Annotated in this window: 20 protein-coding genes; 13 read left to right on the top strand and 7 right to left on the bottom strand. The window is 71.3% G+C overall.

All coding sequences use genetic code 11. From position 1 onward, the window contains the following. Positions 1-49 precede the first annotated feature (49 nt). Positions 50-538: a hypothetical protein gene (locus ABZ855_RS05875; protein WP_360801543.1), complete on the top strand. Its 489-nt coding sequence runs from the start codon at positions 50-52 to the stop codon at positions 536-538. Positions 539-633: 95 nt separating this feature from the next. On the opposite strand, the gene ABZ855_RS05870 is transcribed toward ABZ855_RS05875, so the two are convergent. The 3 genes from ABZ855_RS05870 to ABZ855_RS05860 form a co-directional block, all read right to left on the bottom strand. Next, the gene (locus ABZ855_RS05870; RefSeq protein ID WP_360801540.1) at positions 634-1,158 is read right to left on the bottom strand and encodes a hypothetical protein; all 525 of its coding nucleotides are present in this window, start codon (positions 1,156-1,158) and stop codon (positions 634-636) included. Between the two features lie 262 nt (positions 1,159-1,420). Next, on the bottom strand, positions 1,421-2,185 hold the full coding sequence (locus ABZ855_RS05865; RefSeq protein WP_360801537.1) for a hypothetical protein: 765 nt from the start codon (positions 2,183-2,185) through the stop codon (positions 1,421-1,423). Between the two features lie 18 nt (positions 2,186-2,203). After that, complete coding sequence (locus ABZ855_RS05860; protein ID WP_360801534.1) at positions 2,204-2,974, bottom strand: hypothetical protein; 771 nt, start codon at positions 2,972-2,974, stop codon at positions 2,204-2,206. Positions 2,975-3,248: 274 nt separating this feature from the next. Between ABZ855_RS05860 and ABZ855_RS05855 the strand changes: the two genes are divergently transcribed. From ABZ855_RS05855 to ABZ855_RS05845, 3 genes are all read left to right on the top strand, one after another. Then, positions 3,249-4,244 (top strand): SCO0930 family lipoprotein, encoded by a 996-nt coding sequence (locus ABZ855_RS05855; RefSeq protein ID WP_360801531.1) that lies wholly within the window; start codon positions 3,249-3,251, stop codon positions 4,242-4,244. A 394-nt stretch (positions 4,245-4,638) separates the two neighbouring features. Further along, on the top strand, positions 4,639-5,451 hold the full coding sequence (locus ABZ855_RS05850; protein WP_360801528.1) for an SAM-dependent methyltransferase: 813 nt from the start codon (positions 4,639-4,641) through the stop codon (positions 5,449-5,451). Continuing rightward, entirely contained in the window at positions 5,448-7,592 is a 2,145-nt protein-coding gene (locus ABZ855_RS05845) for an EAL domain-containing protein (RefSeq protein ID WP_360801525.1), read from the top strand. The genes ABZ855_RS05850 and ABZ855_RS05845 overlap by 4 nt, the downstream gene beginning before the upstream one ends. A 130-nt stretch (positions 7,593-7,722) precedes the next feature. Here ABZ855_RS05845 and ABZ855_RS05840 read toward each other — a convergent pair whose 3' ends face one another. Next, positions 7,723-8,607, bottom strand: a complete 885-nt coding sequence (locus ABZ855_RS05840) for a LysR substrate-binding domain-containing protein (RefSeq protein ID WP_360801522.1) — start codon at positions 8,605-8,607, stop codon at positions 7,723-7,725. Between the two features lie 130 nt (positions 8,608-8,737). Here ABZ855_RS05840 and ABZ855_RS05835 point away from each other — a divergent pair, with 130 nt between their 5' ends. From ABZ855_RS05835 to ABZ855_RS05810, 6 genes are all read left to right on the top strand, one after another. Then, a complete protein-coding gene (locus ABZ855_RS05835) occupies positions 8,738-9,409 on the top strand; it encodes a succinate dehydrogenase (RefSeq protein WP_360801872.1) in 672 nt (223 codons plus the stop codon). Between the two features lies 1 nt (position 9,410). Beyond that, the gene (locus ABZ855_RS05830) at positions 9,411-11,363 is read left to right on the top strand and encodes a fumarate reductase/succinate dehydrogenase flavoprotein subunit (RefSeq protein WP_360801519.1); all 1,953 of its coding nucleotides are present in this window, start codon (positions 9,411-9,413) and stop codon (positions 11,361-11,363) included. Further along, a complete protein-coding gene (locus tag ABZ855_RS05825) occupies positions 11,360-12,106 on the top strand; it encodes a succinate dehydrogenase/fumarate reductase iron-sulfur subunit (RefSeq protein WP_360801516.1) in 747 nt (248 codons plus the stop codon). Before ABZ855_RS05830 ends, ABZ855_RS05825 begins: the two co-directional genes overlap by 4 nt. 108 nt (positions 12,107-12,214) lie before the next feature. After that, positions 12,215-13,711, top strand: a complete 1,497-nt coding sequence (locus ABZ855_RS05820) for a glycosyltransferase family 39 protein (RefSeq protein WP_360801513.1) — start codon at positions 12,215-12,217, stop codon at positions 13,709-13,711. Positions 13,712-13,885: 174 nt separating this feature from the next. Further along, positions 13,886-14,659 carry a GNAT family N-acyltransferase gene (locus ABZ855_RS05815; protein ID WP_360801510.1) on the top strand — a complete coding sequence of 258 codons (774 nt, stop codon included), beginning with the start codon at positions 13,886-13,888 and terminating at the stop codon, positions 14,657-14,659. Then, the gene (locus tag ABZ855_RS05810; protein WP_360801508.1) at positions 14,659-15,447 is read left to right on the top strand and encodes a 1-acyl-sn-glycerol-3-phosphate acyltransferase; all 789 of its coding nucleotides are present in this window, start codon (positions 14,659-14,661) and stop codon (positions 15,445-15,447) included. The genes ABZ855_RS05815 and ABZ855_RS05810 overlap by 1 nt, the downstream gene beginning before the upstream one ends. Positions 15,448-15,529: 82 nt before the next feature. Here the strand turns inward: ABZ855_RS05810 and ABZ855_RS05805 are convergent, their stop codons facing one another. Next, positions 15,530-16,582 carry an LLM class flavin-dependent oxidoreductase gene (locus ABZ855_RS05805; RefSeq protein ID WP_360801505.1) on the bottom strand — a complete coding sequence of 351 codons (1,053 nt, stop codon included), beginning with the start codon at positions 16,580-16,582 and terminating at the stop codon, positions 15,530-15,532. 97 nt (positions 16,583-16,679) lie between these two features. Here ABZ855_RS05805 and ABZ855_RS05800 point away from each other — a divergent pair, with 97 nt between their 5' ends. The 3 genes from ABZ855_RS05800 (at position 16,680) to ABZ855_RS05790 (ending at position 19,060) form a co-directional block, all read left to right on the top strand. After that, the gene (locus tag ABZ855_RS05800) at positions 16,680-17,210 is read left to right on the top strand and encodes a DinB family protein (RefSeq protein WP_360801500.1); all 531 of its coding nucleotides are present in this window, start codon (positions 16,680-16,682) and stop codon (positions 17,208-17,210) included. 127 nt (positions 17,211-17,337) lie between these two features. Then, positions 17,338-17,823, top strand: coding sequence for a TrkA C-terminal domain-containing protein (locus tag ABZ855_RS05795; RefSeq protein WP_360801497.1), 486 nt, complete (start codon positions 17,338-17,340; stop codon positions 17,821-17,823). Between the two features lie 7 nt (positions 17,824-17,830). Beyond that, entirely contained in the window at positions 17,831-19,060 is a 1,230-nt protein-coding gene (locus ABZ855_RS05790) for a cation:proton antiporter (RefSeq protein WP_360801494.1), read from the top strand. A 918-nt stretch (positions 19,061-19,978) separates the two neighbouring features. Here the strand turns inward: ABZ855_RS05790 and ABZ855_RS05785 are convergent. Together ABZ855_RS05785 and ABZ855_RS05780 are read right to left on the bottom strand one after the other, a co-directional pair. Continuing rightward, the gene (locus tag ABZ855_RS05785; RefSeq protein ID WP_360801491.1) at positions 19,979-20,659 is read right to left on the bottom strand and encodes a response regulator transcription factor; all 681 of its coding nucleotides are present in this window, start codon (positions 20,657-20,659) and stop codon (positions 19,979-19,981) included. Next, positions 20,656-21,903 (bottom strand): sensor histidine kinase, encoded by a 1,248-nt coding sequence (locus ABZ855_RS05780; RefSeq protein WP_360801488.1) that lies wholly within the window; start codon positions 21,901-21,903, stop codon positions 20,656-20,658. The genes ABZ855_RS05785 and ABZ855_RS05780 overlap by 4 nt, the downstream gene beginning before the upstream one ends. Positions 21,904-21,923: the final 20 nt, after the last annotated feature.

Below are 21,923 nucleotides of genomic sequence, written 5' to 3'. Positions count from 1 at the left end.
CGCCGATCGACCGGGGACGGGTCCCGGGGCGCCTTCCGCGGAGGTTCACATGCGTACTACTCGTGCCCTGGTGGTGGCTGCCGCCACGGCTGCCGCGGTGGGGCTCGCCGCCCCGACGGCCTCGGCCTGGGACCAGCCGTCCGGCGTCACCGCCGCCCCGAGCGTGATCGCCCCGGGCGGCCAACTGGTGCTCACGGTCGACGGCTCGGCGTGCACCCGCCAGAACAGCACCATCTCGTCGAACGCCTTCCCGAGCGCGACGCTCGTACCCAAGGGGACGAACTCGGCGACGGCCACCGTGACCGTCAACGCGAACGCGACCGCGGGCTCGTACAGCGTCACCACCAACTGCGAGGGCAGGCCCCGGACCTTCTCGGGTGTCTTCACGGTCATCGGCGGTGTCCGAGGCGGCCTCGGCGGCAGCAGCTCCTCCGGGGCCACCCCGGCCGACATGGCGATCGGAGGCGGGCTCGTGGCCGCCGCCCTCGTCGGCGGTGGCGTGTTCTGGATGCGCCGCCGTTCCGAGAACCGGATCTGACGGCGTCTTCTTCGGAGTGCCGACCGCACGCCGACAGCCTTTCGCCCCGGAACCCGTCAGGGTCCGGGGCGAAAGGCTGTCGGCGTGGCGACGGGTCAGGAGGCGTCGTCGCTCGGGCGACGCCTGGAGAAGTGGTACGCCACCGTCAGCGACCCCACGATGAGCGCCGCGCCGAGGCCGATCTCCCCGAGGTCGAAACCGGCGACGGTGCCGCCCTCACCCGCGTGCACACCCCGCTGGATCGGCAGCGGGTACTGCGTGGGGTCGCTGGGGTGCCCGCCCGCGATGGTGAGGTCGGTGTGGCCGCTCTCGCCGCCACAGGTGAACGTCACCCGGTAGGACGCTCCCGGTTTGGCGTCCCAGTCGACCTTGGTCGTCCTCGACGAGTGGCCCTTCGGGATGGTGACCGTGTCGAAGACGCCGGAGGACACCCGGGTGTCGTCGTTGCAGTTGTCCACGCGCAGCGTGACCTCTCCGCCCGCCGCGACGGTCGAGGGCACGACACTGAACCCGAACGACGTGACGCTGTTGTTCGCGACGACGGCGTGGGCGGCGGGTGCGGTGAGGGTGAGGGCGGTGACGCCCAGCAGTGCGGCCGAGGCGACGCGTATCGCGCGCATGTGAGTCCTCCGGGTCCCCGAGGAGCAACTGCGGACCTTTTCCGCTCGCGCCGTACCGTTCGCGCCAGAAATGCACCTCGATGACCGAAACGCTAGGAACGCCTGTGCGGATGCGCGATCGGTGTCGGGCGAACGGGTCATGGATGTGGGCCGGTCAGGGGACCCCTGAGAGCGAGTCGGGGGACACCCGCGCGCGGCAGGTGTCCCCGGGGGACGCGTGGGGTGAGGAGCCGTCAGCCGGTCCCCGCCCGTGCGCGGGCGGTCAGCGGCCCGCGCCCGGGAAGAGCGTCAGGAACGGCTCGGCCGTGGCCGTGATGCCACGGCTGTAGGGCGCGTCGAAGTCCCAGATCAGGAAGAGCAGGAAGGCGATCAGGGTGGAGAACAGCCCGGCGAGGACCAGTTCGCGGGTTGTGCGCCGGATCTGGAGGGCGAAGATCATCCCCACTGTGATCAGGGCCCCCGCGATCAGCCCGAACCAGACGACGCCGGGCATGGTCGGCCCGGTCGAGTCGGCGCGGGCCGTGCGGGCCTGGTCCGCCATGGTCACCTGGTCCAGGAGCGGCTGGTAGGCCTGCGCCTGGAAGTCCGTCTTCGGCTCGTAGTCGGTGACGTCGACGCGAATGCGCTGCATCAGCTGGTCGCCGAGCTTGGTGACCTGGCCGTTGTCGCTCATCTCCTCCCACTCGGTCTTGACGACGTGTCCGACATAGGCGTTGACGTCGTCCCGAATGCGGTCACGCACGTCGGGCGGATAGACCCGGACGCGCTCGGAGATCTCGTGCAGCGCGTGGGCCTCGGTCGAGACATGGTCCTGGGCGACACCGCGCGCCTCCCAGACGCCGGCGATGGCCAGACCCAGCACGATGGCGTACACGACGCCGATCCACATCGTCATGTACTCGATCACGTCCGGGGTGTCGGACGGGTCCTCGTCGTCCGGGGCCCTGCGGTCCCGTACGAAGGTGATGAGGATGACGACCGCGCACGCGGCCGCGATCGCGACGGCGAGAACAAGCCATTCCGACAAGAGGATGCCTCCAAGGGGTCAGCGCGGACGCAGTGCGATGACGGCGATCACGGCGGGCAGGGTGACGAGCAGGGTGAACGAGACCAGCGAGGTGCCGCCACGGACGGTCCGCTTGTGGGCGGACACGCGGTACGGCGGATAACTGACCCGAGCGGGAATCGGTGACGCGGTCGGACTCGGGGTCGGCTTCTCGGTGCGCAGCGGTGTGGGCGTGGGGCTGGGCGCGGGAGCAGGGGGAGGGGGAGGCGGCGGCGGACTAGGGGTCGGCCGGGGGGCGGGCGGCGCGGCCGGTGGCTTCGGCGCGGGCGTCGGCTTCCGTGGGGGAGTGGGCTTCGGGGTGGGAGTGGGTTCGGGGCTCGGCTTGGGCGGTGGCGGAGGTTCCGGTGTGGGGGTGGGCGTCGGTGGGGGAGTCGGGGTCGGAGTGGGCGTGGGCGTGGGTGTCGGCGTCGGTGTGGGGCAGGGCGGCGGGGGTGTCGGGGTCGGGCTCGGACACCAGGTGCCGGTGCCGACGACGACCTCGGTGCCGTTTCCGGTGACGACGGCTCCACCGTTGCCCACGCCCACCGACCAGCCGTCCTGGCCGGCGACCGGGACACTCGTGTCGACCGTGACCGAGGCCCCGTTCCCGCCGACCGACACCGACGTGCCGTTGCCCGCGCCGGTGGTGACGGAGACGCAGGTCCTCGCGTCGGCCGTGCCGACCGGCAGGCCGATGAGCAGCCAGGTCAGGGCCAGCAGCGCCAATACCCGTATGGCGAGGGCGAATCGGGTCCGTGTGGGTCCATACACGACGAAGATCATGTGCGCTGGGCGCTCTCGCGCGCGCGGGAGCGCGAGGAGATTGCCCCGAACGAGTGACATATGTCGTGCGGCGGTTTGGATCGCGCGTTCTACGTGTGGGCCCTGATCGTCCTCGTGTGCGAGGTGTGACGGGTGGGACCACAGGGTTCGGAAAGAAATTTGTGCGTTGGTTGAACGCAGTGACCACCCCCGCCCGTACCTAGGACCGTGCGGCGGCCAAGCGGGGCGTCGCAACACCCTAACGATTACGGGGAGTTTCCCTATGAAGACCTCCTGGCGGAGCGCCTCACTCGTAGCCTCAGCTGCGGCCGTGCTGGCGCTGACGACGGCGTGCGGTCAGGACAAGGCCACCGACACGAGCAGCCAGAACGTCGGCGCGGCGGCCCCGGCCGCCGGTGGTTACGGATCCGTGGCCGGCACGGGCACGGCGGGTGCCGGCGCGGGTGCGGGCACCGGTACGGGCACGGGTACCGACACCGGTTCGGAAGCCAATGGTGAGCAGGCCGCCGCGGGCAACTCCGCCGCTGCGGGCCAGTTGAACGTGGTCACCAACGCCCAGATCGGCAAGGTGCTGGCCAGCGGCAGCGGGCGCACGATGTACCGCTTCGACCAGGACACGGCCGAACCGCCGAAGTCCAACTGTGACGGCGACTGCGCCGCCGCCTGGCCCCCGGTCCCGGCGGACGACGTCTCGGCCGGTGTCGGTGTCGACGCCGGACTGCTGGGCGAGGTGACTCGTGCCGACGGCACCAAGCAGCTCACGGTCGGCGGCTGGGCCGCCTACTACTACGCCAAGGACACCGCGCCCGGCGACATCAAGGGCCAGGGTGTGGGCGGCAAGTGGTACGGCCTCGCCCCCGACGGCAAGAAGGCGACGCTCGCCGCGCAGCCCGGCCTGTCCACCCGCAACGACCCCAAGCTCGGCACGATCGTCGTCGACAAGAACGGCATGACGGTCTACCGCTTCCTGAAGGACAAGGCGTGGCCGAAGCCGGTGTCCGCCTGTGTCGGCGCCTGCCTGGACAAGTGGCCGGTCGTCTCGCCGGTCGCCTTCAAGGACACCAAGGGCATCAAGGAGAAGGGCTACATGGACTTCACCCGGCCCGACAACGGCGCCGAGCAGCAGACGCTCAACTGCTCGCCCATCTACACCTTCATCAATGACAAGAAGCCCGGTGACACCAACGGCCAGGGCGTCGGCGGCACTTGGTACGCCGTGGCCCCCGACGGCAGCCTGGTCGGCGCGCCGAACCAGTAGGGCCAAGCAGCAACCGACAGCAGGGGAAAGCGACTTCGACTTCTCCGGGCCTGTTCCCTCCGTGTCCCGCACGCTTTGTGCGGCACGGCGGGAGCAGGCCGCTTCGGCATGTCCGCAACGCGACGACACGCAGGGCGATTTGCCGGTGAATCGTCCCCGACTCGCCGTATTTCACCGGGAGTCGGCAACTCCACTTCGTAACTTTGGGAACTCTTTGGAACGCTCCGGATACTTTTCGTAGAGAGTTCGCGGTACGTCAATTCGGCACGTGCCGCAGGCAGTGACCGGGAACGGATGGTCAATTTCCGTTTCCGCTCGCTCCTTTGGCAGGCGATCAGTAACCTCAGCTCGAACACTGGAGCGCCAACGCCTGCCAACGCCTGGAGAGAGACAGATGGAGCGTCCCGCCTGGGCCCCCCGGGGCATCGACATCTCGGTGCCGAGCGTTTCCCGGATCTACGACTTCTATCTGGGCGGTTCGCACAACTTCGAGGTCGACCGGGAAGCCGCCCGCAGGGCCATGGAGTTCATGCCGGGACTTCCGAAGATCATGCAGGCGAACCGCGCTTTCATGCGCCGGGCGGTACGCTTCGCCGCCGCTGAAGGCATCACGCAGTTCCTCGACATCGGCTCCGGCATTCCCACCTTCGGCAGCGTCCACGAAGTGGCGCGGGCGGTCAGCCCCGAGGCGCGGGTGATGTACGTCGACCACGACCCGGTCGCCGTCGCGCACAGCCAGGCGGTCCTGGCCGGCGACGAGCACACGGACGTCCTCGCCGCCGATCTGCGCAAGCCCCGGGAGATCCTCGACAGCCCCCAGGTCCAGGCCCTGATCGACCGGAACCGGCCAGTGGCCCTGCTTCTCGTTGCCATACTGCACTTCGTGGAAGACATGGACGACCCGTACGCGGCGGTCGCCGAGCTGCGCGACGCGCTCGCGCCCGGCAGCCTGCTCGTCCTGACGCATGCCTCGTACGAGGGAATCCCGGTGCCGCCGGAGCGGGCCGAGGGCGCGGTCGACGTATACAAGGGCATTCGCAATCCGCTGGTCATGCGATCGCGCGAGGCGATCGCGCGGTTCTTCGAGGGGTACGACATGGTGGAACCGGGACTCGTGGCGATGCCGCACTGGCGGCCGGAGACGGCACCGGAGGACGAGGACGCGTACTCCTTCTCCGGATTCGCCGGCGTGGGACGCAAGGCGTGACCGCCGAGCCGGACGGCCCCCAGGACAGACTCCGCAGGTTCGCCACCATCTGGAGCCGGGCGGTCTACCAGGTGACGTCCACCTCGCTCACCCGGGTGGAGTTCGAGGAGCAACTCCTGCCGCTCGCCGGTCGGTTGAGCGAGGCGCTGCGGGCCAGGACGTTCGACGCCGAGGAGGGCCGGGCGGTCGGCGCGGCGCTGGTCGCCGCGCACTGCACCGACCCCGAGTCGCTCAGCCGCTCGCTCGACTGCGTCGACGCCTACCTGGTGCTGTACTGCGGCCAGGACGGCCCGCAGGAGGATCTGCGCGCCCGCTCGTCGCGCCTCCAGCACGCCATGGCCGCCGGATACGCCGGCGCGCTGCGGGACCGGACACTGGCCGAGCAGGAGGCGATCGCATGGGCCGCGCAGAGCGCCCGCAGCGCGGTCGCCGAGGCCCTGCACGACAGCGAGGCCCGCTTCCGCGCGGTCTTCGAGGGCGCGGCCATAGGGATCGGCATCGCCGACCTCGACGGGAACATCCTGCAGATAAACGGCGCGCTGCAACGCATGTTCGGCGGCTCGGAGCAGACCGTGCGCGGCCGCCGGGTCACGGACTGGACGCACGCGGACGACGCCCCGCAGGTCTGGAAGCTGTACGAGGAACTCGTCCGCGGCGAACGCGAGCACTACCACGTCGAGAAGGCGTTCTACCGCCCCGACGGAACGGTCCTGTGGACCAACCTCACCGTCTCCCTCCTGCGCGACGCGGACGGCCGGCCGCAGTACCAGCTCGCCCTGATGGAGGACACCACCGAGCGCCGGCTCCTCAACCTGCGGCTGCGGTACGAGGCCACGCACGACGCGCTCACCGGACTGCCCAACCGCACGCTGTTCTTCGAACGCCTCGAGAAGGCGGTGACCGCGGGCGACGGCCAGCGCTTCGGCCTGTGCTACCTCGACCTGGACGGCTTCAAGACCATCAACGACAGCCTCGGCCACGCCGCCGGCGACCGACTGCTCGTCGAGGTCGCCGACCGGCTGCAGTCCTGCGCGACCGCGCCGGGCGAGATGGTGGCGAGGCTCGGCGGCGACGAGTTCGTGGCGCTGACCACCGGCCCCGACACCGAGGCCGAGGTCGACGATCTCGCCGCCCGCATCATGCACGCGCTGATCGCCCCGGTCAGCGTCGACGGCCGCGAGCTGACCGTGCGCGGCAGCATCGGCATCGTCGAGGGCCCGGCGGGGGAGCGCGGCCCGGCGGAAGTACTGCGCAGCGCCGACATCACCATGTACCGGGCGAAGTCGGCGGGCGGCAACCGCTTCGAACTGGCCGATCCCGAGGCCGACTTGAAGGCGATCACCCGCCACGGCCTGACCACACAGCTGCCGGCGGCCCTGGACCGCGGCGAGTTCTTCATCGAGTACCAGCCGCTGGTCCACCTCGGTGACGGCAGCGTCCGCGGCGCCGAGGCCCTGGTGCGCTGGCGGCACCCCCAGCACGGCGTCCTCGGCCCCGACCGCTTCATCCCGCTCGCCGAACACACCGGCCTGATCGTCCCGCTCGGCCGCTGGGTCCTGGAGCAGTCGGTGCGCCAGGCCCGCGACTGGCAGCAACAGCACGGCGGACATCCGGCGGGCGGCCCGCTGCGCATCAACGTCAACCTGTCCCCGTGCCAGCTCACCCACCCCGGCCTGGTGCAGGACACCGTCGACATCCTGGAACGCGCGGGACTGGAACCCGAGGCGCTGTGCCTGGAGGTGACGGAGTCGGCGCTGATCGGCGCCGACGACGACCTCCTCAAGCCCCTGCGCCGCCTCGCCGAGATGGGCGTCGACATCGCCCTGGACGACTTCGGCACCGGCTACTCGAACCTCGCCAACCTGCGCCGCCTCCCGGTGAGCATCCTCAAGCTCGACCGCTCCTTCACCCAGGGGATGCAGCAGTTCCCGGCGGACCCCGTCGACCTCAAGATCGTCGAGGGGATCGTCTCCCTCGCCCACAGCCTGGACCTCACGGTCACGGTCGAGGGCGTGGAAACGGGCGCCCAGGCAGAACAACTCCGCATACTGGGCTGCGACACAGCCCAGGGCTGGTACTACGCCCGCCCGGGCCCCCCGGAACGCCTGCACGACCTGGCCTTGGTGGACGCGACGGGCTGAGACTTGGATCCCACCCGAGGGGAAGCGCCCTGAAGGGGCGCGGGGCTGTGACATTTGCGGCTCCGCCGCGTGGGCGCGACCAGCCACGTACAACCCGAGCTGTGTCCACAAGCCCCGCCCCCATCCCCCCTCAACGCTCCAACAACATCCGCTGCAACTCCCGAGCCGCCCGAGGCGGAGCCACATCACTCCGATGGGCCAGGGCAATGGCCCGGAACAACCCCGGCCCAGCCAATGGCGTCACCCTGAGCCCCCGCCCCGACCGACTGGCCACCATCCGCGGTACGACAGCCACCCCCAGCCCCGCCCGCACAAACCCCAACACCGCGTCCATCTCCCCACCCTCCACCGCGAAGTCCGGCTCGAACCCGGCGGAGCGACACGCGGCGACGGTCAGCTCACGCAGGTCGTAGCCGTGCCGGAACATCACCAGACGCTCGCCCTCCAGGTCGGCGACGCGGACCGTCCGCCGGCCCCCGCCGGGGGCGGGCGCGTCCGGGGACGACACCACCACCAGGTCCTCGCGCAGGACCTCCAGCGTGGTCAGCGCCGGCGACGGTGTCGGCAGCGGAAGGACGACCAGCGCGAGGTCCAGGGCACCGCGCGCCAGCTCCCGTACGAGGTCGTGCGAGCCGCCCTCCTCGATCATCAGCCGGATGCCGGGATAGCGGTCGTGGAAGGCGCGCAGCACGTCCGGCAGCAGCCCCGTGCACACGCTCGGTGTCGCGCCCAGACGAATGCGGCCGGACCGGAGGTGGACCAGCTCCTGCACCTCGTGCCGGGCCGTGTCCGCGTCCGCCAGGATGCGCCGGGCGAGCGGCAGAAGTGCCTCACCGGCGTCCGTGAGCGTGATGTTGCCGCGCGCCCGCAGGAACAGCTCGGCCCCCAACTCCCTCTCCAGCGACTTGATCTGCTGGGACAGCGACGGCTGCGCGACATGCACGAGGTCGGCGGCGCGGGTGAAGTGACGGGTCTCGGCGACCGCCACGAAGTACTGGAGCTGCTGGAACTGCATACCCTCAGCATAGGACCGTCATAGGCTCTGTCTATGGAAACGAGCCGGACCATGTCTTGGACCGATGAGGGACTCTCGGCCTAGCGTCTGACCCATGGCTCTGGCAACGCGGACGGACCGACGGCCGTCCATGGCACGCACCGTGTGGGACAGCTCCGTCGGCAAGAAGACCGTGATGGCCGTGAGCGGCCTCATCATGCTGCTGTATCTCGTCGTCCACATGATCGGCAACCTGAAGATCTTCTTCGGGCCCGGCGAGTTCAACCACTACGCCCACTGGCTGCGCACGGTCGGCGAACCGTTCATGCACTACGAGTGGACGCTCTGGCTCATCCGCGTCGCGCTCGTGGCCGCGGTCGTCGCCCACGCCACCTCCGCCTACCAGCTCAGCCGCCGCGACCTGCGGGCCCGGCCCAGCAAGTACGTCCACAAGAAGGCCCGGGCGAGCTACGCGACCCGCACCATGCGCTGGGGCGGGATCATCCTCGGCCTCTTCATCGTGTGGCACATCCTCGACCTGACCACCGGCACCGTCCACTCGGGCGGTTTCCAGGCGGGCCATCCCTACCAGAACGTCGTCGACACCTTCTCTACCTGGTACGGCAACGTCATCTACATTGTCGCGATGCTGGCCCTCGGCCTGCACATCCGGCACGGCTTCTGGAGCGCCGCCCAGACCCTCGGCGTCGGCAACCGCACCCGCGACCGCGCCCTCAAGACCGTCGCCAACGTCCTCGCGCTGCTGCTCACGGCCGGCTTCCTCGCCGTACCCGTGGGCGTCATGACCGGAGTGGTGAGCTGAAATGACCTCCGAATACACCGAGTTCACGACCGGCGAGCCCCTCGTCGACCACAAGGCACCTGCCGGGCCCGTCAACGAGCGCTGGGACACGCGCCGTTTCGAGGCGAAGCTGGTCAACCCCGCCAACCGGCGCAAGCACACCGTCATCGTCGTCGGCACCGGGCTGGCCGGCGGCTCGGCGGGCGCCACGCTCGCCGAACAGGGCTACCACGTCGTCCAGTTCTGCTACCAGGACTCCCCGCGTCGCGCCCACTCGATCGCCGCCCAGGGTGGCATCAACGCCGCGAAGAACTACCGCAACGACGGCGACTCCGTCCACCGGCTGTTCTACGACACCGTGAAGGGCGGCGACTTCCGCGCCCGCGAGTCGAACGTCCACCGGCTGGCGCAGATCTCCGTCGAGATCATCGACCAGTGCGTGGCCCAGGGCGTGCCCTTCGCCCGTGAGTACGGCGGACTGCTCGACACCCGCTCCTTCGGCGGCGTCCAGGTCTCGCGCACCTTCTACGCCCGAGGCCAGACCGGCCAGCAACTGCTGCTCGGCGCCTACCAGGCGCTCAGCCGCCAGATCGCCGCCGGGAACATCGAGATGCACGCCCGCACCGAGATGCTCGACCTGATCGTCATCGACGGGCGGGCCCGGGGGATCGTCGCCCGTGACCTGATCACCGGGGAGATCTCCAGCCACTTCGCGGACGCCGTCGTCCTCGCCTCCGGCGGCTACGGCAACGTCTTCTACCTCTCCACGAACGCCATGAACTCCAACGCCACCGCGATCTGGCGGGCGCACCGGCGCGGCGCCCACTTCGCCAACCCCTGCTTCACCCAGATCCATCCGACCTGTATCCCGCGCACCGGCGACCACCAGTCCAAGCTCACCCTGATGAGCGAGTCGCTGCGCAACGACGGCCGGATCTGGGTCCCGAAGGCCAAGGGAGACACGCGGCCCGCGAACGAGATCCCCGAGGACGAGCGCGACTACTACCTGGAGCGCATCTACCCCTCCTTCGGCAACCTCGTACCCCGTGACATCGCCTCCCGCGCCGCCAAGAACGTCTGCGACGAGGGGCGGGGCGTCGGACCCGGCGGACAGGGCGTCTACCTCGACTTCGCCGACGCCGTCCGGCGGATGGGCCGCAAGGCCGTCGAGGAGAAGTACGGCAACCTCTTCGACATGTACGCCCGGATCACCGCCGAGGACCCGTACACCGTCCCCATGCGGATCTATCCCGCCGTGCACTACACGATGGGCGGCCTCTGGGTCGACTACGACCTCCAGACCACCGTCCCCGGCCTGTTCGCGATCGGCGAGGCCAACTTCTCCGACCACGGCGCGAACCGGCTCGGCGCCTCCGCGCTGATGCAGGGCCTCGCGGACGGCTACTTCGTCCTCCCGGCCACCATCAACGACTACCTGGCCCGCAACCCCGCCCAGCAGCCGGTCGACGACCGACACCCCGCCGTACAGGAGGTGTTGGCGGAGACCGAGGACCGGCTTAACCTCCTCCTCTCCGTCGACGGCGACCGCACCCCCGACTCCTTCCACCGTGAACTCGGCGAACTGATGTGGGAGTTGTGCGGAATGGCCCGCAGCGACAGCGGACTGCGCAAGGCGCTGGAACGCATTCCCCAGATCCGCGAGGAGTTCTGGCGCCGGATCAAGGTCCCCGGCACCGGCGAGGAGTTCAACCAGTCGCTGGAGAAGGCCAACCGCGTCGTCGACTACCTCGAACTCGCCGAGCTGATGTGCCTCGACGCCCTGAACCGCGCCGAGTCCTGCGGCGGCCACTTCCGCGAGGAGTCCCAGACCGCCGACGGCGAGGCGGAACGCCGGGACGACGAGTTCTCGTACGCCGCCGCCTGGGAGTTCACCGGCACGGGCACACCTCCCGTCCTCCACAAGGAAGACCTCGTCTTCGAGTACGTCCACCCCACCCAGCGGAGCTACGCATGAAGCTGACCCTGCGCGTCTGGCGGCAGCGCAACGCCGAAGCCGACGGCGCCATGTCCACGTACGAGGTGGACGGCATCTCGGCCGACATGTCCTTCCTGGAAATGCTCGACACCCTCAACGAGGAACTCATCCTCAAGGGCGACGACCCGGTCGCGTTCGACCACGACTGCCGTGAGGGCATCTGCGGCGCGTGCTCGCTCGTCATCAACGGCGACGCCCACGGGCCCGAGCGCACCACCACCTGCCAGCTCCACATGCGGTCCTTCAGCGACGGCGACACCATCGACGTCGAACCGTGGCGCGCCGCCGCCTTCCCGGTGGTGAAGGACCTCGTCGTCGACCGGTCCGCCTTCGACCGGATCATCCAGGCCGGCGGCTACGTCACCGCCCCCACCGGCGCCGCCCCCGAGGCCCACGCCACCCCAGTACCGAAGCCGGACGCCGACTTCGCCTTCGAGCACGCCGAGTGCATCGGCTGCGGCGCCTGCGTGGCCGCCTGCCCCAACGGCGCGGCGATGCTCTTCACGTCCGCGAAGGTCAACCACCTCAATGTGCTGCCGCAGGGGGCGCCCGAACGGGAGACCCGGGTCCTCGACATGGTCGCCCAGATGGACGAGGAGGGCTTCGGCGGCTGCACCCTCGCCGGGGAGTGCGCCACCGCCTGCCCGAAGGGGATCCCCCTCGTCTCCATCACCGGGATGAACAAGGAGTGGCTGCGGGCGACCCGCAAGGTCCAGCGGTAGCGCGACCGGGGGCCTTCGCCGCCTGCCCTGCGCCGAACAGGGGAAAACCGCGGGCCCCGAGCGGGTCATGGCGGACGCTCCCGATGCCGCGCGGCTATGGCTGTCGGCATGGCACTCGTCACCGCTCCCGCCCCGGACACCGTTCCCCACCCCTCCCCGGCACGGCACGACCGGCTCGCCGTGCCGGTCGGCCTGTGGCTGTGGCCCACGGCGGGCACCCTGCTCCTGGCGCTGTACCGGATCGGCGAACCGCTGCTCGGACGCGACGAGTTGACCAGCTGGGACATGGCAGGCCGCGGCACAGGGCAGCTGCTGGCCACACTGCGGAGCGTGGACGCCGTGGTGGGCACCTACTACCTGCTCCTCCACGAGTGGACGGGGGTCTTCGGCGACACACCGGTGGCCGTACGGCTGCCCTCCGCGCTGGCCATGGCCGGTTCGGCCGCCTGCGTGGCGCTGATCGGCAACCGGCTGTTCGGCCGCCGCGCCGGACTGGCCGGCGGACTGCTGTTTGCGCTGATCCCGGGGGTGAGCCGGTTCGCCCACGAAGCCCGCCCCTACGCCCTGGTGATGCTTGCCGTGGCCATGACCGCGCTGCTCCTGCTCCGCGCCCTCGACCGGCCCGCCGACCGGTGGCGTTGGGCGGCGTACGCCCTGGGCGTGGTGACCGTGGGCCTGCTGCACCTGATCGCGCTCACCTGCCTGGCCGGACATCTGGCGCTGGTCGCCGTGCGGGCCCGCCGGGAACGCCGGGTGCTGTGGGGATTCGGCCTCGCGGTGGCGGCAGCCGCTGTCGCGCTGAGTCCCCTGGTGGTGCTGGGAAGGGAGCAGACCGGCCGGCAGAGTTCCTGGATCGCCGAGCCGAGTGCCATGGGGCTCGTCGACATCTGGCCGCAGTTGTTCTACTCCGGCCTCTGCGCCGGCGCCCTGATGCTGCTCGGCACCCTGGCCTGCGGGGAGCGGCGTACCGCCGTCGTCTTCTGCGCGGTGTCCGCCGTGGCGCCGCCCCTGGTGGTCTGGGCGCTGTCCCACGGGGAGATCTCGTACTTCTACTTCCGCTACATGCTCTTCACCCTGCCGGCGTTCGCGGTGCTAGCCGGGGCCTCACTCACCGCCGGGGCCCGCTCCCGGTGGCTGCTCGCACCGGTTCTCGCGGTCCTCGCGCTGCTCACGGTGCCCGAGCAGAAAGCACTGCGGGAACCACTGGCCCACTACTGGGCCGGCGGCCCCGACTACGCGGCAGCCGCGGCGGTCATCCAGAAGTACTACGCTCCCGGCGACGCGATCGTCTACGACCGGAACGAAGAAGCGGGCATGTTCGCCCTGGGCGTGCGCTACTACCTGCCACGCGAGGCGAGGATGCGGGACGTCTTCCTCGAACGGTCCGCCGCCGACCGCAACGACCTGCTGTCGACCGACTGCCCGCGCCCGGAACGGTGCCTCGGGACCGAGAAGCGGATCTGGCTGGTGGTCATCGGAAACGAACCGGACCCGCTGAACGGGCTGCCGCCGGACCAGGCCTCGGCCCTGCGCGCGCACTACACGGTGTCCGGCACGGAACGGCCCGGCGGTCTGACGGTGGCCCTGCTGAGGCGCGCCGGATAGCACGCCCTTCGACCCGCTCCAGGCGCCCGATCCCGGGCATTCAACATCCCCACATCCCCTCTCCTGCCCCCGGACACGCACAGGCCAACCGGCATCGGAAGAACAGGAGCGCACGGACCGTACGCATCGGTCCGCCGCCGCTCCGCCGACCCGGCCCGTGACCAGGAGAGAGCCATGACCGGCGTTTCCACCATCGAACGTCCCCCGCTCCCCGCCACACCCAGCCGCTACACCGTCACCCTCGCCCGCGACGAGGACGACGTACGAGCCGCGCAGCGCCTGCGGCACGACGTCTTCGCCGGTGAGCTCGGCGCCCTGCTGTCCTCCCCGCAGCCCGGCCTCGACATCGACCCCTTCGACGCGTACTGCGACCACCTGCTCGTCCGTGACACGTTCACCGGCCAGGTCGTCGGCACCTACCGGCTGCTGCCCCCGGAGCGGGCCGCGATCGCCGGACGCCTGTACTCCGAGGGCGAGTTCGACATCACCCCGCTCGACGCGATCCGCCCCGGCCTCGTCGAGGTCGGCCGCTCCTGCGTCCACCCCGACCACCGCGACGGCGCCGTCATCGGCCTCATCTGGGCCGGGATAGCCCGCTACATGGTCGACCGCGGCCACGACTGGCTGGCCGGCTGCTGCTCCATCCCGCTCTCCGACGGCGGCACCCTCGCCGCCGGCACCTGGGACCGGGTCCGGGCGGGGCACCTCGCCCCGGAGGAGTTCCGGGTACGCCCGCTGCTGCCCTGGTCCGCCGAGGGCGTGACCCGTCCCGCAGGCCGCACCGAACTGCCCCCGCTGCTGCGCGGCTACATCCGGCTCGGCGCCTGGGTCTGCGGGGAGCCCGCCCACGACCCGGACTTCGGGGTCGCCGACCTGTACGTGCTGATGTCGATGCGCCGGATCAACCAGCGCTATCTGCGGCACTTCCTCTCCCTCGTCCCGGCCTGATGAGCGTCTGGCTGCCGAGCGCGCCCTGCACCCCCAGGGCGTGCGTGGAGACGACGGGGTCCACGACGGCCCTGCCCCTGGCCGTGCTGCGACTGGTGACCGTGCTGGCCGTCCTGCTCGCGGGGATCACGCTGACCCCGTTCGGCAGGTGGATCCCCGCCGGATGGGTACGGCGCTGGGCCCGCACCATCGTGCGGGCGGCGGGCGTCCGCCTCCGGGTGACCGGACCCGGCGCCCCCACCGGGGGCCTGCTGCTGGTCGCCAACCACATCTCGTGGCTGGACATCCCCCTGCTGGCCGCCGTACGACCGGCCAGGATGCTCGCCAAGGCCGAGATCCGGCAGTGGCCGGTGGCGGGCACGCTGACCGCGAGCAGCGGCGCGCTGTTCATCGAGCGCGACCGCCTGCGGGCGCTGCCGCAGACCGTCGCGAAGATCGCCGACGCACTGCGCGAGGGCAGGGCGGTCGTCGCCTTCCCGGAAGGCAGCACATGGTGCGGCAAGGCCCAGGGCCACTTCCGCCGGGCGGTGTTCCAGGCCGCGCTGGACGCGGGGGTCCCCGTCCAGCCGGTGCGGCTGCACTACCGGCTCACCGGGGGAGCGGCCAGCACGGCGGCCGCCTTCGTCGGCGAGGACTCGCTGCTCACGTCGGTGTGGCGGGTGGTGTCCGCTCGCGGCCTGGTCGCGGAGGTGGAGGTACGGGACGCGATAGCGCCGGGGAGCCATGTGGACCGGCGGTCCTTGGCGAGGGCGGCGCAGCCGCCGATGGTGGGGGCGCATCAGGCGTAGTGGGCGGGTGCGGGTTCGTTGTGGCTGGTCGCGCAGTTCCCCGCGCCCCTGAAGGAAGAGGGCGGCTGCGCCGCCTCTTTCTTCAGGGGCGGAACAGGGCGGCGAGCCTTTGGTAGGAGTCCAGGAGGGCCGTTCGGTCGTATGTGCTGGTCGTGACCAGTAGCTCCTGCGCGCCTGTCTCCTTCAGGACCGTCTCCAGTTCGTGGGCCACCTCGTCCGGCGTGCCGGCGAGCTGGCCCACGAGCCCCGACTCGTAGAAGCCCCGCTCCTTGGCCGTCATCGTGCGGGACTCGACCTGGTCGGCGGGCGGCAGGGGCGGGAACGTGCCGTGAGTGCGGGAGTACGCCATTGACCAGGCCTCGGGGAGGAGCAGCCGCCGGGCGTCCTCGGGGGTGGCGGCCACCGCGACCGTGCCCGAGATGACGACGTACGGCTCGTCCGCCCAGGCCGAGGGCCGGAATTCGGCACGGTAGGTGTCGATGCCGCGCAGCATCCGCTCACGGGAGCGCAGGTCGCCGATCACCATCGGCAGCCCCGCCCGTGCGGCGATCGCGGCGCCCTCGCCCATGGCGAGCACGAACGGCGGTACGGCCAGCCCTTCGGAGGGGCGGGCGTGCACCCCGGTCGGGGAGGTGCCGTCGAACCAGCCGAGCAGTTCGGCGAGCTGGGCCGAGAAGTCGTCGGCCATGTCCTTGTCGCGGCCCAGCGCCCTGCGTACGCCGTCCGTGAAGCCGACCGAGCGGCCGAGGCCCATGTCGATCCGGCCCGGGAACAGGGACTCCAGGACGCCGAACTGCTCGGCCACGACCAGGGGTTGGTGATTCGGCAGCATGACGCCACCCGTACCGACCCGGATCGTGCTGGTCGCGGCCGCCACGGCCGCCGCCAGTACGGTGGGCGCGGAACCGGCGACACCGGGCACGCCGTGGTGCTCGGAGACCCAGAACCGGTGGAAGCCGAGCCGTTCCGCCTCCCGGGCCAGCGCGACCGTGTCCCGCAGGGCCTCGGCGTCCGGGTGTCCCTCCCGGGTGCGGGACCGGTCGAGCAGGGAGAACCGGGTCGCGGACAGCACCGACCCCGGCCCGGGGCGCCGCGGTTGCTCCGGTTGCTCCGGCTGATCTGCTGGGTTCTGCATCACGGCTCCGGACGTCCTCGGGTGTGTCCGTGTCAGCGATCTCCCCGCCGCCCGTATTCCTCGCGGCCGAGCGGGCACCTGTGCGAGGGTGCAGAACATGTCGACTACACCGGACGGCCGCCCGATACCTCCCGCCCATGCCGACGAACGCGCCATGCTGAGCGCCTGGCTCGACTTCCACCGCGCGACACTCGCCCTCAAGTGCCAGGGACTCGACGACCGTCAGGTACGCCTCGCGTCGGCCGCTCCCTCGCAGCTCACCCTGCTCGGGCTCGTCCAGCATCTGGCCGAGGTCGAACGGAACTGGTTCCAGCGGGTGTTCGCGGGCCTCGACGTGCCACTCGTCCACCCGGAGGGCAAGGGGGACGGCTTCACCCTCGTCCCCGAGCGCGGTCTCGGCGAGGCGCTGGCCGTCTGGCGGGCGGAGGTCGAGCAGAGCCGGAAACTGGTCGCCGCCGCGGCCTCGTTGGACGAGTCCGGGCGGCTGTCGGACAGGGAGGCGGCCCTGGCCGGCACCGAGGCACTCTCCCTGCGCTGGATCATGGTCCACATGATCGAGGAGTACGCCCGCCACAACGGCCACGCCGACCTCCTGCGTGAACTCGCCGACGGTGCCACGGGGGCCTGAGGTCCCGGCCGGGCCCCCGGCGCCGGGCCTCCGGCCGGAGATCCGGCCGGGGTCCCGCGAGCTCCAGGCCGCAGTCCAAAACAACAGCAACCACACCACCACCCCCCCACCAGCAAGGAGAACCAACGTGTCTGCGCCACGCCTGCGGGCGACCCCGTTGCCGGGCATCGGGGTCCAGTACGACCTCATCACGCGTGAGCAACGCCATCTTTCGGTCGTCGCCCACCGCGACGGCGGCCGCACCGTGAGCCTGTACCGGGAGGACGATCCGGACTCGTGCGCCCAGTCGCTGCGGCTGACCGCGCCGGAGGCCGCCTCGCTGATCGACGCGCTGAGCCCCTCGCACCACAGCTCCAGTCTGCTGTCGACGACACCGCTGGGGCTGGTGGCGGAGCGTGTGGAGGTGGCCGCCGGGTCGCGCTGGAACGGGCGGGTGCTCGGGGAGACGCGCATGCGGACGGAGACCGGCGCGTCCGTGGTCGCCGTGCTGCGGCGCGCCGAGGCGATCCCCTCCCCGACGCCCGACTTCCGGCTGGCCGGCGGGGACGTCATCATCGTGATCGGCACGCGCGAGGGCGTCGACGCCGCCGCGGCGATACTCGGACGGGAGTGACACCGCCATGCACTCCCAGGTACTGCTGATCGAGTTCGGCGCCATCATCCTGGCCCTCGGACTGCTCGGCCGGATGGCCGCACGCCTGAGCTTCTCCCCGATACCCCTCTATCTGCTCGCCGGTCTCGCCTTCGGCGAAGGCGGGCTGCTGCCGCTCGGCGCGAGCGAGGAGTTCATCGCCACCGGCGCCGAGATCGGCGTCATCCTGCTGCTGTTGATGCTCGGCCTCGAGTACACGGCCAGCGATCTCGTCTCCAACCTCAAGTCCCACTATCCGGCCGGGCTGGTCGACTTCACCCTGAACGCGCTGCCCGGTGCTGCCGCCGCGCTGCTCCTCGGCTGGGGCCCGGTCGCCGCCGTCGTGCTCGCCGGGGTCACCTGGATCTCGTCCTCCGGTGTCATCGCGAAGGTGCTCGGTGACCTGGGCCGGGTCGGCAACCGGGAGACCCCGGTGATCCTCAGCATCCTGGTCCTGGAGGACCTGGCGATGGCGGTCTACCTGCCCATCGTCACCGCGCTGGTGGCGGGGGTCTCGCTCGCCGCGGGCAGCGTCACCCTGGCGATCGCGCTCGGGGCCGCCGGCCTGGTGTTGTTCATCGCCGTCCGCTTCGGCCGGGTCATCTCCCGCTTCGTCTCCAGCGACGACCCCGAGAAGCTGCTGCTGGTCGTCCTCGGGCTGACCATCCTTGTCGCGGGTATCGCGCAGGAACTGCAGGTCTCCGCCGCGGTGGGCGCGTTCCTTGTCGGGATCGCGCTGTCGGGGGAGGTCGCGGAGGGCGCGCACACCCTGCTCAGCCCGCTCAGGGACCTGTTCGCGGCGATCTTCTTCGTCTTCTTCGGGCTGCACACCGACCCGGCGAGCATCCCGCCCGTACTGCTGCCGGCCCTCGCCCTGGCCGTCGTCACGGCGGGCACGAAGATCGCCACCGGCTACTGGGCGGCCCGTCGCGCCGGGATCTCCGTCAGGGGCCGCTGGCGAGCGGGCGGCGCGCTGGTCGCCCGCGGCGAGTTCTCGATCGTGATCGCGGGCCTCGCGGTCACCGCCGGCATCGAGTCCGACCTCGGCCCCCTGGCCACGGCGTACGTCCTGATCCTGGTCGTCGCCGGCCCCCTCACCGCCCGCTGGACGGAGCCACTTGCGGCCCGCGCCAGGGCCCGACGAGCCCGCCGCACCCGCCCCACGACCACCCCGGCCCCGACGGACGAAACGGTGCAGCCCACGACAGTAGGCGACTGAGAAGGCCCTCGACGAAGCCGCGCGTGGTGAGCGGCTTCGCCGGGACGGCACCGGCAATGACGTGGGAGGGGGCCTCTCCACGGTCGGCGTGCCGCCGCACGATGATCGGCCCCTGACACACGTCCCGGCGAAGCCGCCCACACCGGCGGCTTCGCCGGGTTACCCGGCAGAGACACCGCCGGCAACTCGCCGCCGACGACGTCGCCACCGCATGACACCAGTCGACCCTGGCTCGCGCGGCGCCTCGGGCTGGCCCAACGGTCTGGCTCGCGGAGCGCCTCGGGCTTGTCCCCTGCTCCGGGTTCGGGTGGCGCCTTGGGCTCGCGCGGCGCCTCGGGCTGGCTCAACGGTCTGGCTCGCGGAGCGCCTCGGGCTTGTCCCCTGCTCCGGGTTCGGGTGGCGCCTTGGGCTCGCGCGGCGCCTCGGGCTGGCCTAACGATCTAGCTCGCGCGGCGCCTCGGGCTTGCCCCTGCTCCGGGCTCGCATAGCGCCTCGGGTTCGGGCGGCGCCTTGGGCTCGCCCCACGGTCCGGCTCGGGCAGTGCCTTGGGCTCGCGGGGCGTCTCGGGATTGCCTTTGCTCCGGGCTTGCGTAGCGCCTCGGGCTTGGGCGGCGCCTTGGGCTCGCCCAATGGTCCGGCTCGCGCAGCGCCTCGGGCTCGGGCGGTGCCTCGGCCTTGCGTAGCGCCTCGGGCTTGCCCAATGCTCCGGCTCGTACAGCGCTCCGGGCTCGCGTAGGGCATCTGGCACGGGCGGCTCGCGCAGCGTTTCGGGCTCGCCCAACGCTCCGGCTCGCCCAACGCTCCCGCTCGCGCAGCGACTCAGGCCCCGCGGCGCCGCGGCCCGCCCAGGGCCCGGCCCCCCCGCCCCGGCGGACCGAGTGAACCGGACCCGACGGGGTCCGGCGGCCCGCAGGCTCACTACCCCTGCGGAGGCGTCGCCCGTACCAGGCCCGACTGGTAGGCGGCGACGACCAGTTGGGCCCGGTCGCGGGCGCCCAGCTTGGTCATCGCTCGGTGTACGTGGGTGCGTACCGTCAGCGGGCTGACGTACAGCTGCTCCGCGATCTCGTCGTTGGATCTGCCCTCGGCCGCCAGGCACATCACCTCCCGTTCCCGGGCCGTGAGCGCCGCGAGTGACTCGGGTGTCGCCAACTGGGCTCCCGGAGCAGGGGAGTTGAGGAAGCGGGTGATGAGGGTCCGGGTGGCGCCCGGGGAGAGGAGGGCCTCGCCGGAGGCCACCGTGCGGATGCCGGCGAGCAGCGCCTCGGCGGTGACGTCCTTGCCGAGGAAGCCGCTGGCGCCCGCACGCAGCGCCTGGGCCACGTACTCGTCCGTCTCGAACGTCGTCAGGATCAGCACCCGCGTCGCGGCCAGCTCCGGGTCGGCGCAGATCGCGGTCGTGGCGGCCAGACCGTCGGTGCCGGGCATCCGGATGTCCATGAGGACCACGTCGGGGAGATGGGCGCGGGTCAGCTCGACCGCCTCCCGGCCGTCGGTGGCCTCGCCGATCACCGTCATGTCGGTCTCGGAGTCGATCAGGATCCGGAACGTCGCCCGGAGCAGTGCCTGGTCGTCGGCGAGCAGGACGCGAATGGTCATGGGGTGCGCTCTTCTTCTTCCGGGGGCTGGGGGTAGAGGGGCAGCGCGGTGGAGACCTCGAAGCCGCCCTCCGGACGGTGACCTGCCTCCAGGTTGCCGCCGACGGACTGGGCGCGCTCCCGCATCCCAATGAGACCGAACCCGACCCCGGGCGCGGGCGGGTGCGTGGGCGCATTCGCGGGCGGGCGCGCGGACGTATCGGCGAGGGCCGTGACGCCGGCGTTGTTGGTGACCGTGATGGTCAGACGGTCCGCCGAGTACGCGAGCAGCACGGACGCCGTCGCCCCCACCGCGTGCTTGGTGATGTTGGTGAGCGCCTCCTGCACGATCCGGTACGCCGTCAGGTCCACCCCCGGCGACAGCGGACGCTCCCTGCCCGTGGTGGTGAGGACGACCTCGACCCCGGCGGACCGGACCGCGTCAATCAGCTCGGGGAGCCGGGACAGCCCGGGGGCCGGTTCCAGCGGGGCGTCGACGTCGTCGGCGTGGCGCAGCAGCCCGACGGTGGCCTTGAGTTCACGCAGCGCCGAGGACGTGGTGTCGGTGAGGTCGGTCAGCATCCTGCGGGTCTGCTCGGGGTTGCTGCGCGCGAGGTGCGCGGCGGTGGTCGCCTGCGCGTTGGCGAGGGCCAGATGGTGGGCGACGACATCGTGGAGCTCCCGGGCGATGCGCATGCGCTCCTCGGTCACCCGGTGCCGGGCCTCCTCCTCACGGGTCCGCTCGGCGAACTCGGCACGCGCGTGCACGGCGTCCAGATAGGCGCGGCGCATCCGGCGCGCGCTGCCGCTGGCGACCGGGACGAGCACGTACGCGATGGGGGCGACTGTCTTCAGGAGGAGCGGATGGTCGAGGGGGTCGAGGAAGGTGGTCGTGGTCACCAGCGTGGCGATCATGCCGAGGCAGTAGACGCGGGTGGTCCGCCGGTCGGTGAGGATGGCCAGCCAGTAGATCGCGACCATGGCGGGCGCCAGGATCAGCGCGGTGACCAGATAGCCCAGCGCGCTCGCGGTCAGGGCGCAGACCGTGGTCACCACCACGGCCGTCCGTGGACGGCTGCGGCTCAGCAGCACGCCCGCGCACGCGCTGACGGCGATGATCGCGGCGGGCCACAGGGCCTCGTGCCGGGTGGCACCGGGCAGGGTGATCCGGGCCCCCACGATGAAGAGAACGAACAGCGTTACGACGGTCACCGTGTCGACGACACGGGGGTGGTCCGCGAGATAGCGCTCGATGGCGGTGTTCATCGGTTCACTCGTTCACTCCG

It is taken from the genome of Streptomyces sp. NPDC047042 (genome assembly GCF_040644035.1).
GTDB lineage: Bacteria > Actinomycetota > Actinomycetes > Streptomycetales > Streptomycetaceae > Streptomyces.
The sequence above is the reverse complement of the archived record's forward strand: the minus strand, read 5'-3'. Positions and strand labels throughout refer to the sequence as shown.

Bases quoted from the DNA above. Each gene is read 5' to 3' on its own strand.
- ABZ855_RS05830 (WP_360801519.1), top strand. From the start codon at position 9,411: ATGACCTCCGAATACACCGAGTTCACGACCGGCGAGCCCCTCGTCGAC.
- ABZ855_RS05870 (WP_360801540.1), bottom strand. From the start codon at position 1,158: ATGCGCGCGATACGCGTCGCCTCGGCCGCACTGCTGGGCGTCACCGCC.
- ABZ855_RS05875 (WP_360801543.1), top strand. From the start codon at position 50: ATGCGTACTACTCGTGCCCTGGTGGTGGCTGCCGCCACGGCTGCCGCG.
- ABZ855_RS05780 (WP_360801488.1), bottom strand. From the start codon at position 21,903: ATGAACACCGCCATCGAGCGCTATCTCGCGGACCACCCCCGTGTCGTC.
- ABZ855_RS05855 (WP_360801531.1), top strand. From the start codon at position 3,249: ATGAAGACCTCCTGGCGGAGCGCCTCACTCGTAGCCTCAGCTGCGGCC.
- ABZ855_RS05815 (WP_360801510.1), top strand. From the start codon at position 13,886: ATGACCGGCGTTTCCACCATCGAACGTCCCCCGCTCCCCGCCACACCC.
- ABZ855_RS05835 (WP_360801872.1), top strand. From the start codon at position 8,738: ATGGCACGCACCGTGTGGGACAGCTCCGTCGGCAAGAAGACCGTGATG.
- ABZ855_RS05790 (WP_360801494.1), top strand. From the start codon at position 17,831: ATGCACTCCCAGGTACTGCTGATCGAGTTCGGCGCCATCATCCTGGCC.
- ABZ855_RS05800 (WP_360801500.1), top strand. From the start codon at position 16,680: ATGTCGACTACACCGGACGGCCGCCCGATACCTCCCGCCCATGCCGAC.
- ABZ855_RS05850 (WP_360801528.1), top strand. From the start codon at position 4,639: ATGGAGCGTCCCGCCTGGGCCCCCCGGGGCATCGACATCTCGGTGCCG.
- ABZ855_RS05825 (WP_360801516.1), top strand. From the start codon at position 11,360: ATGAAGCTGACCCTGCGCGTCTGGCGGCAGCGCAACGCCGAAGCCGAC.
- ABZ855_RS05805 (WP_360801505.1), bottom strand. From the start codon at position 16,582: ATGCAGAACCCAGCAGATCAGCCGGAGCAACCGGAGCAACCGCGGCGC.
- ABZ855_RS05820 (WP_360801513.1), top strand. From the start codon at position 12,215: ATGGCACTCGTCACCGCTCCCGCCCCGGACACCGTTCCCCACCCCTCC.
- ABZ855_RS05810 (WP_360801508.1), top strand. From the start codon at position 14,659: ATGAGCGTCTGGCTGCCGAGCGCGCCCTGCACCCCCAGGGCGTGCGTG.
- ABZ855_RS05785 (WP_360801491.1), bottom strand. From the start codon at position 20,659: ATGACCATTCGCGTCCTGCTCGCCGACGACCAGGCACTGCTCCGGGCG.
- ABZ855_RS05840 (WP_360801522.1), bottom strand. From the start codon at position 8,607: ATGCAGTTCCAGCAGCTCCAGTACTTCGTGGCGGTCGCCGAGACCCGT.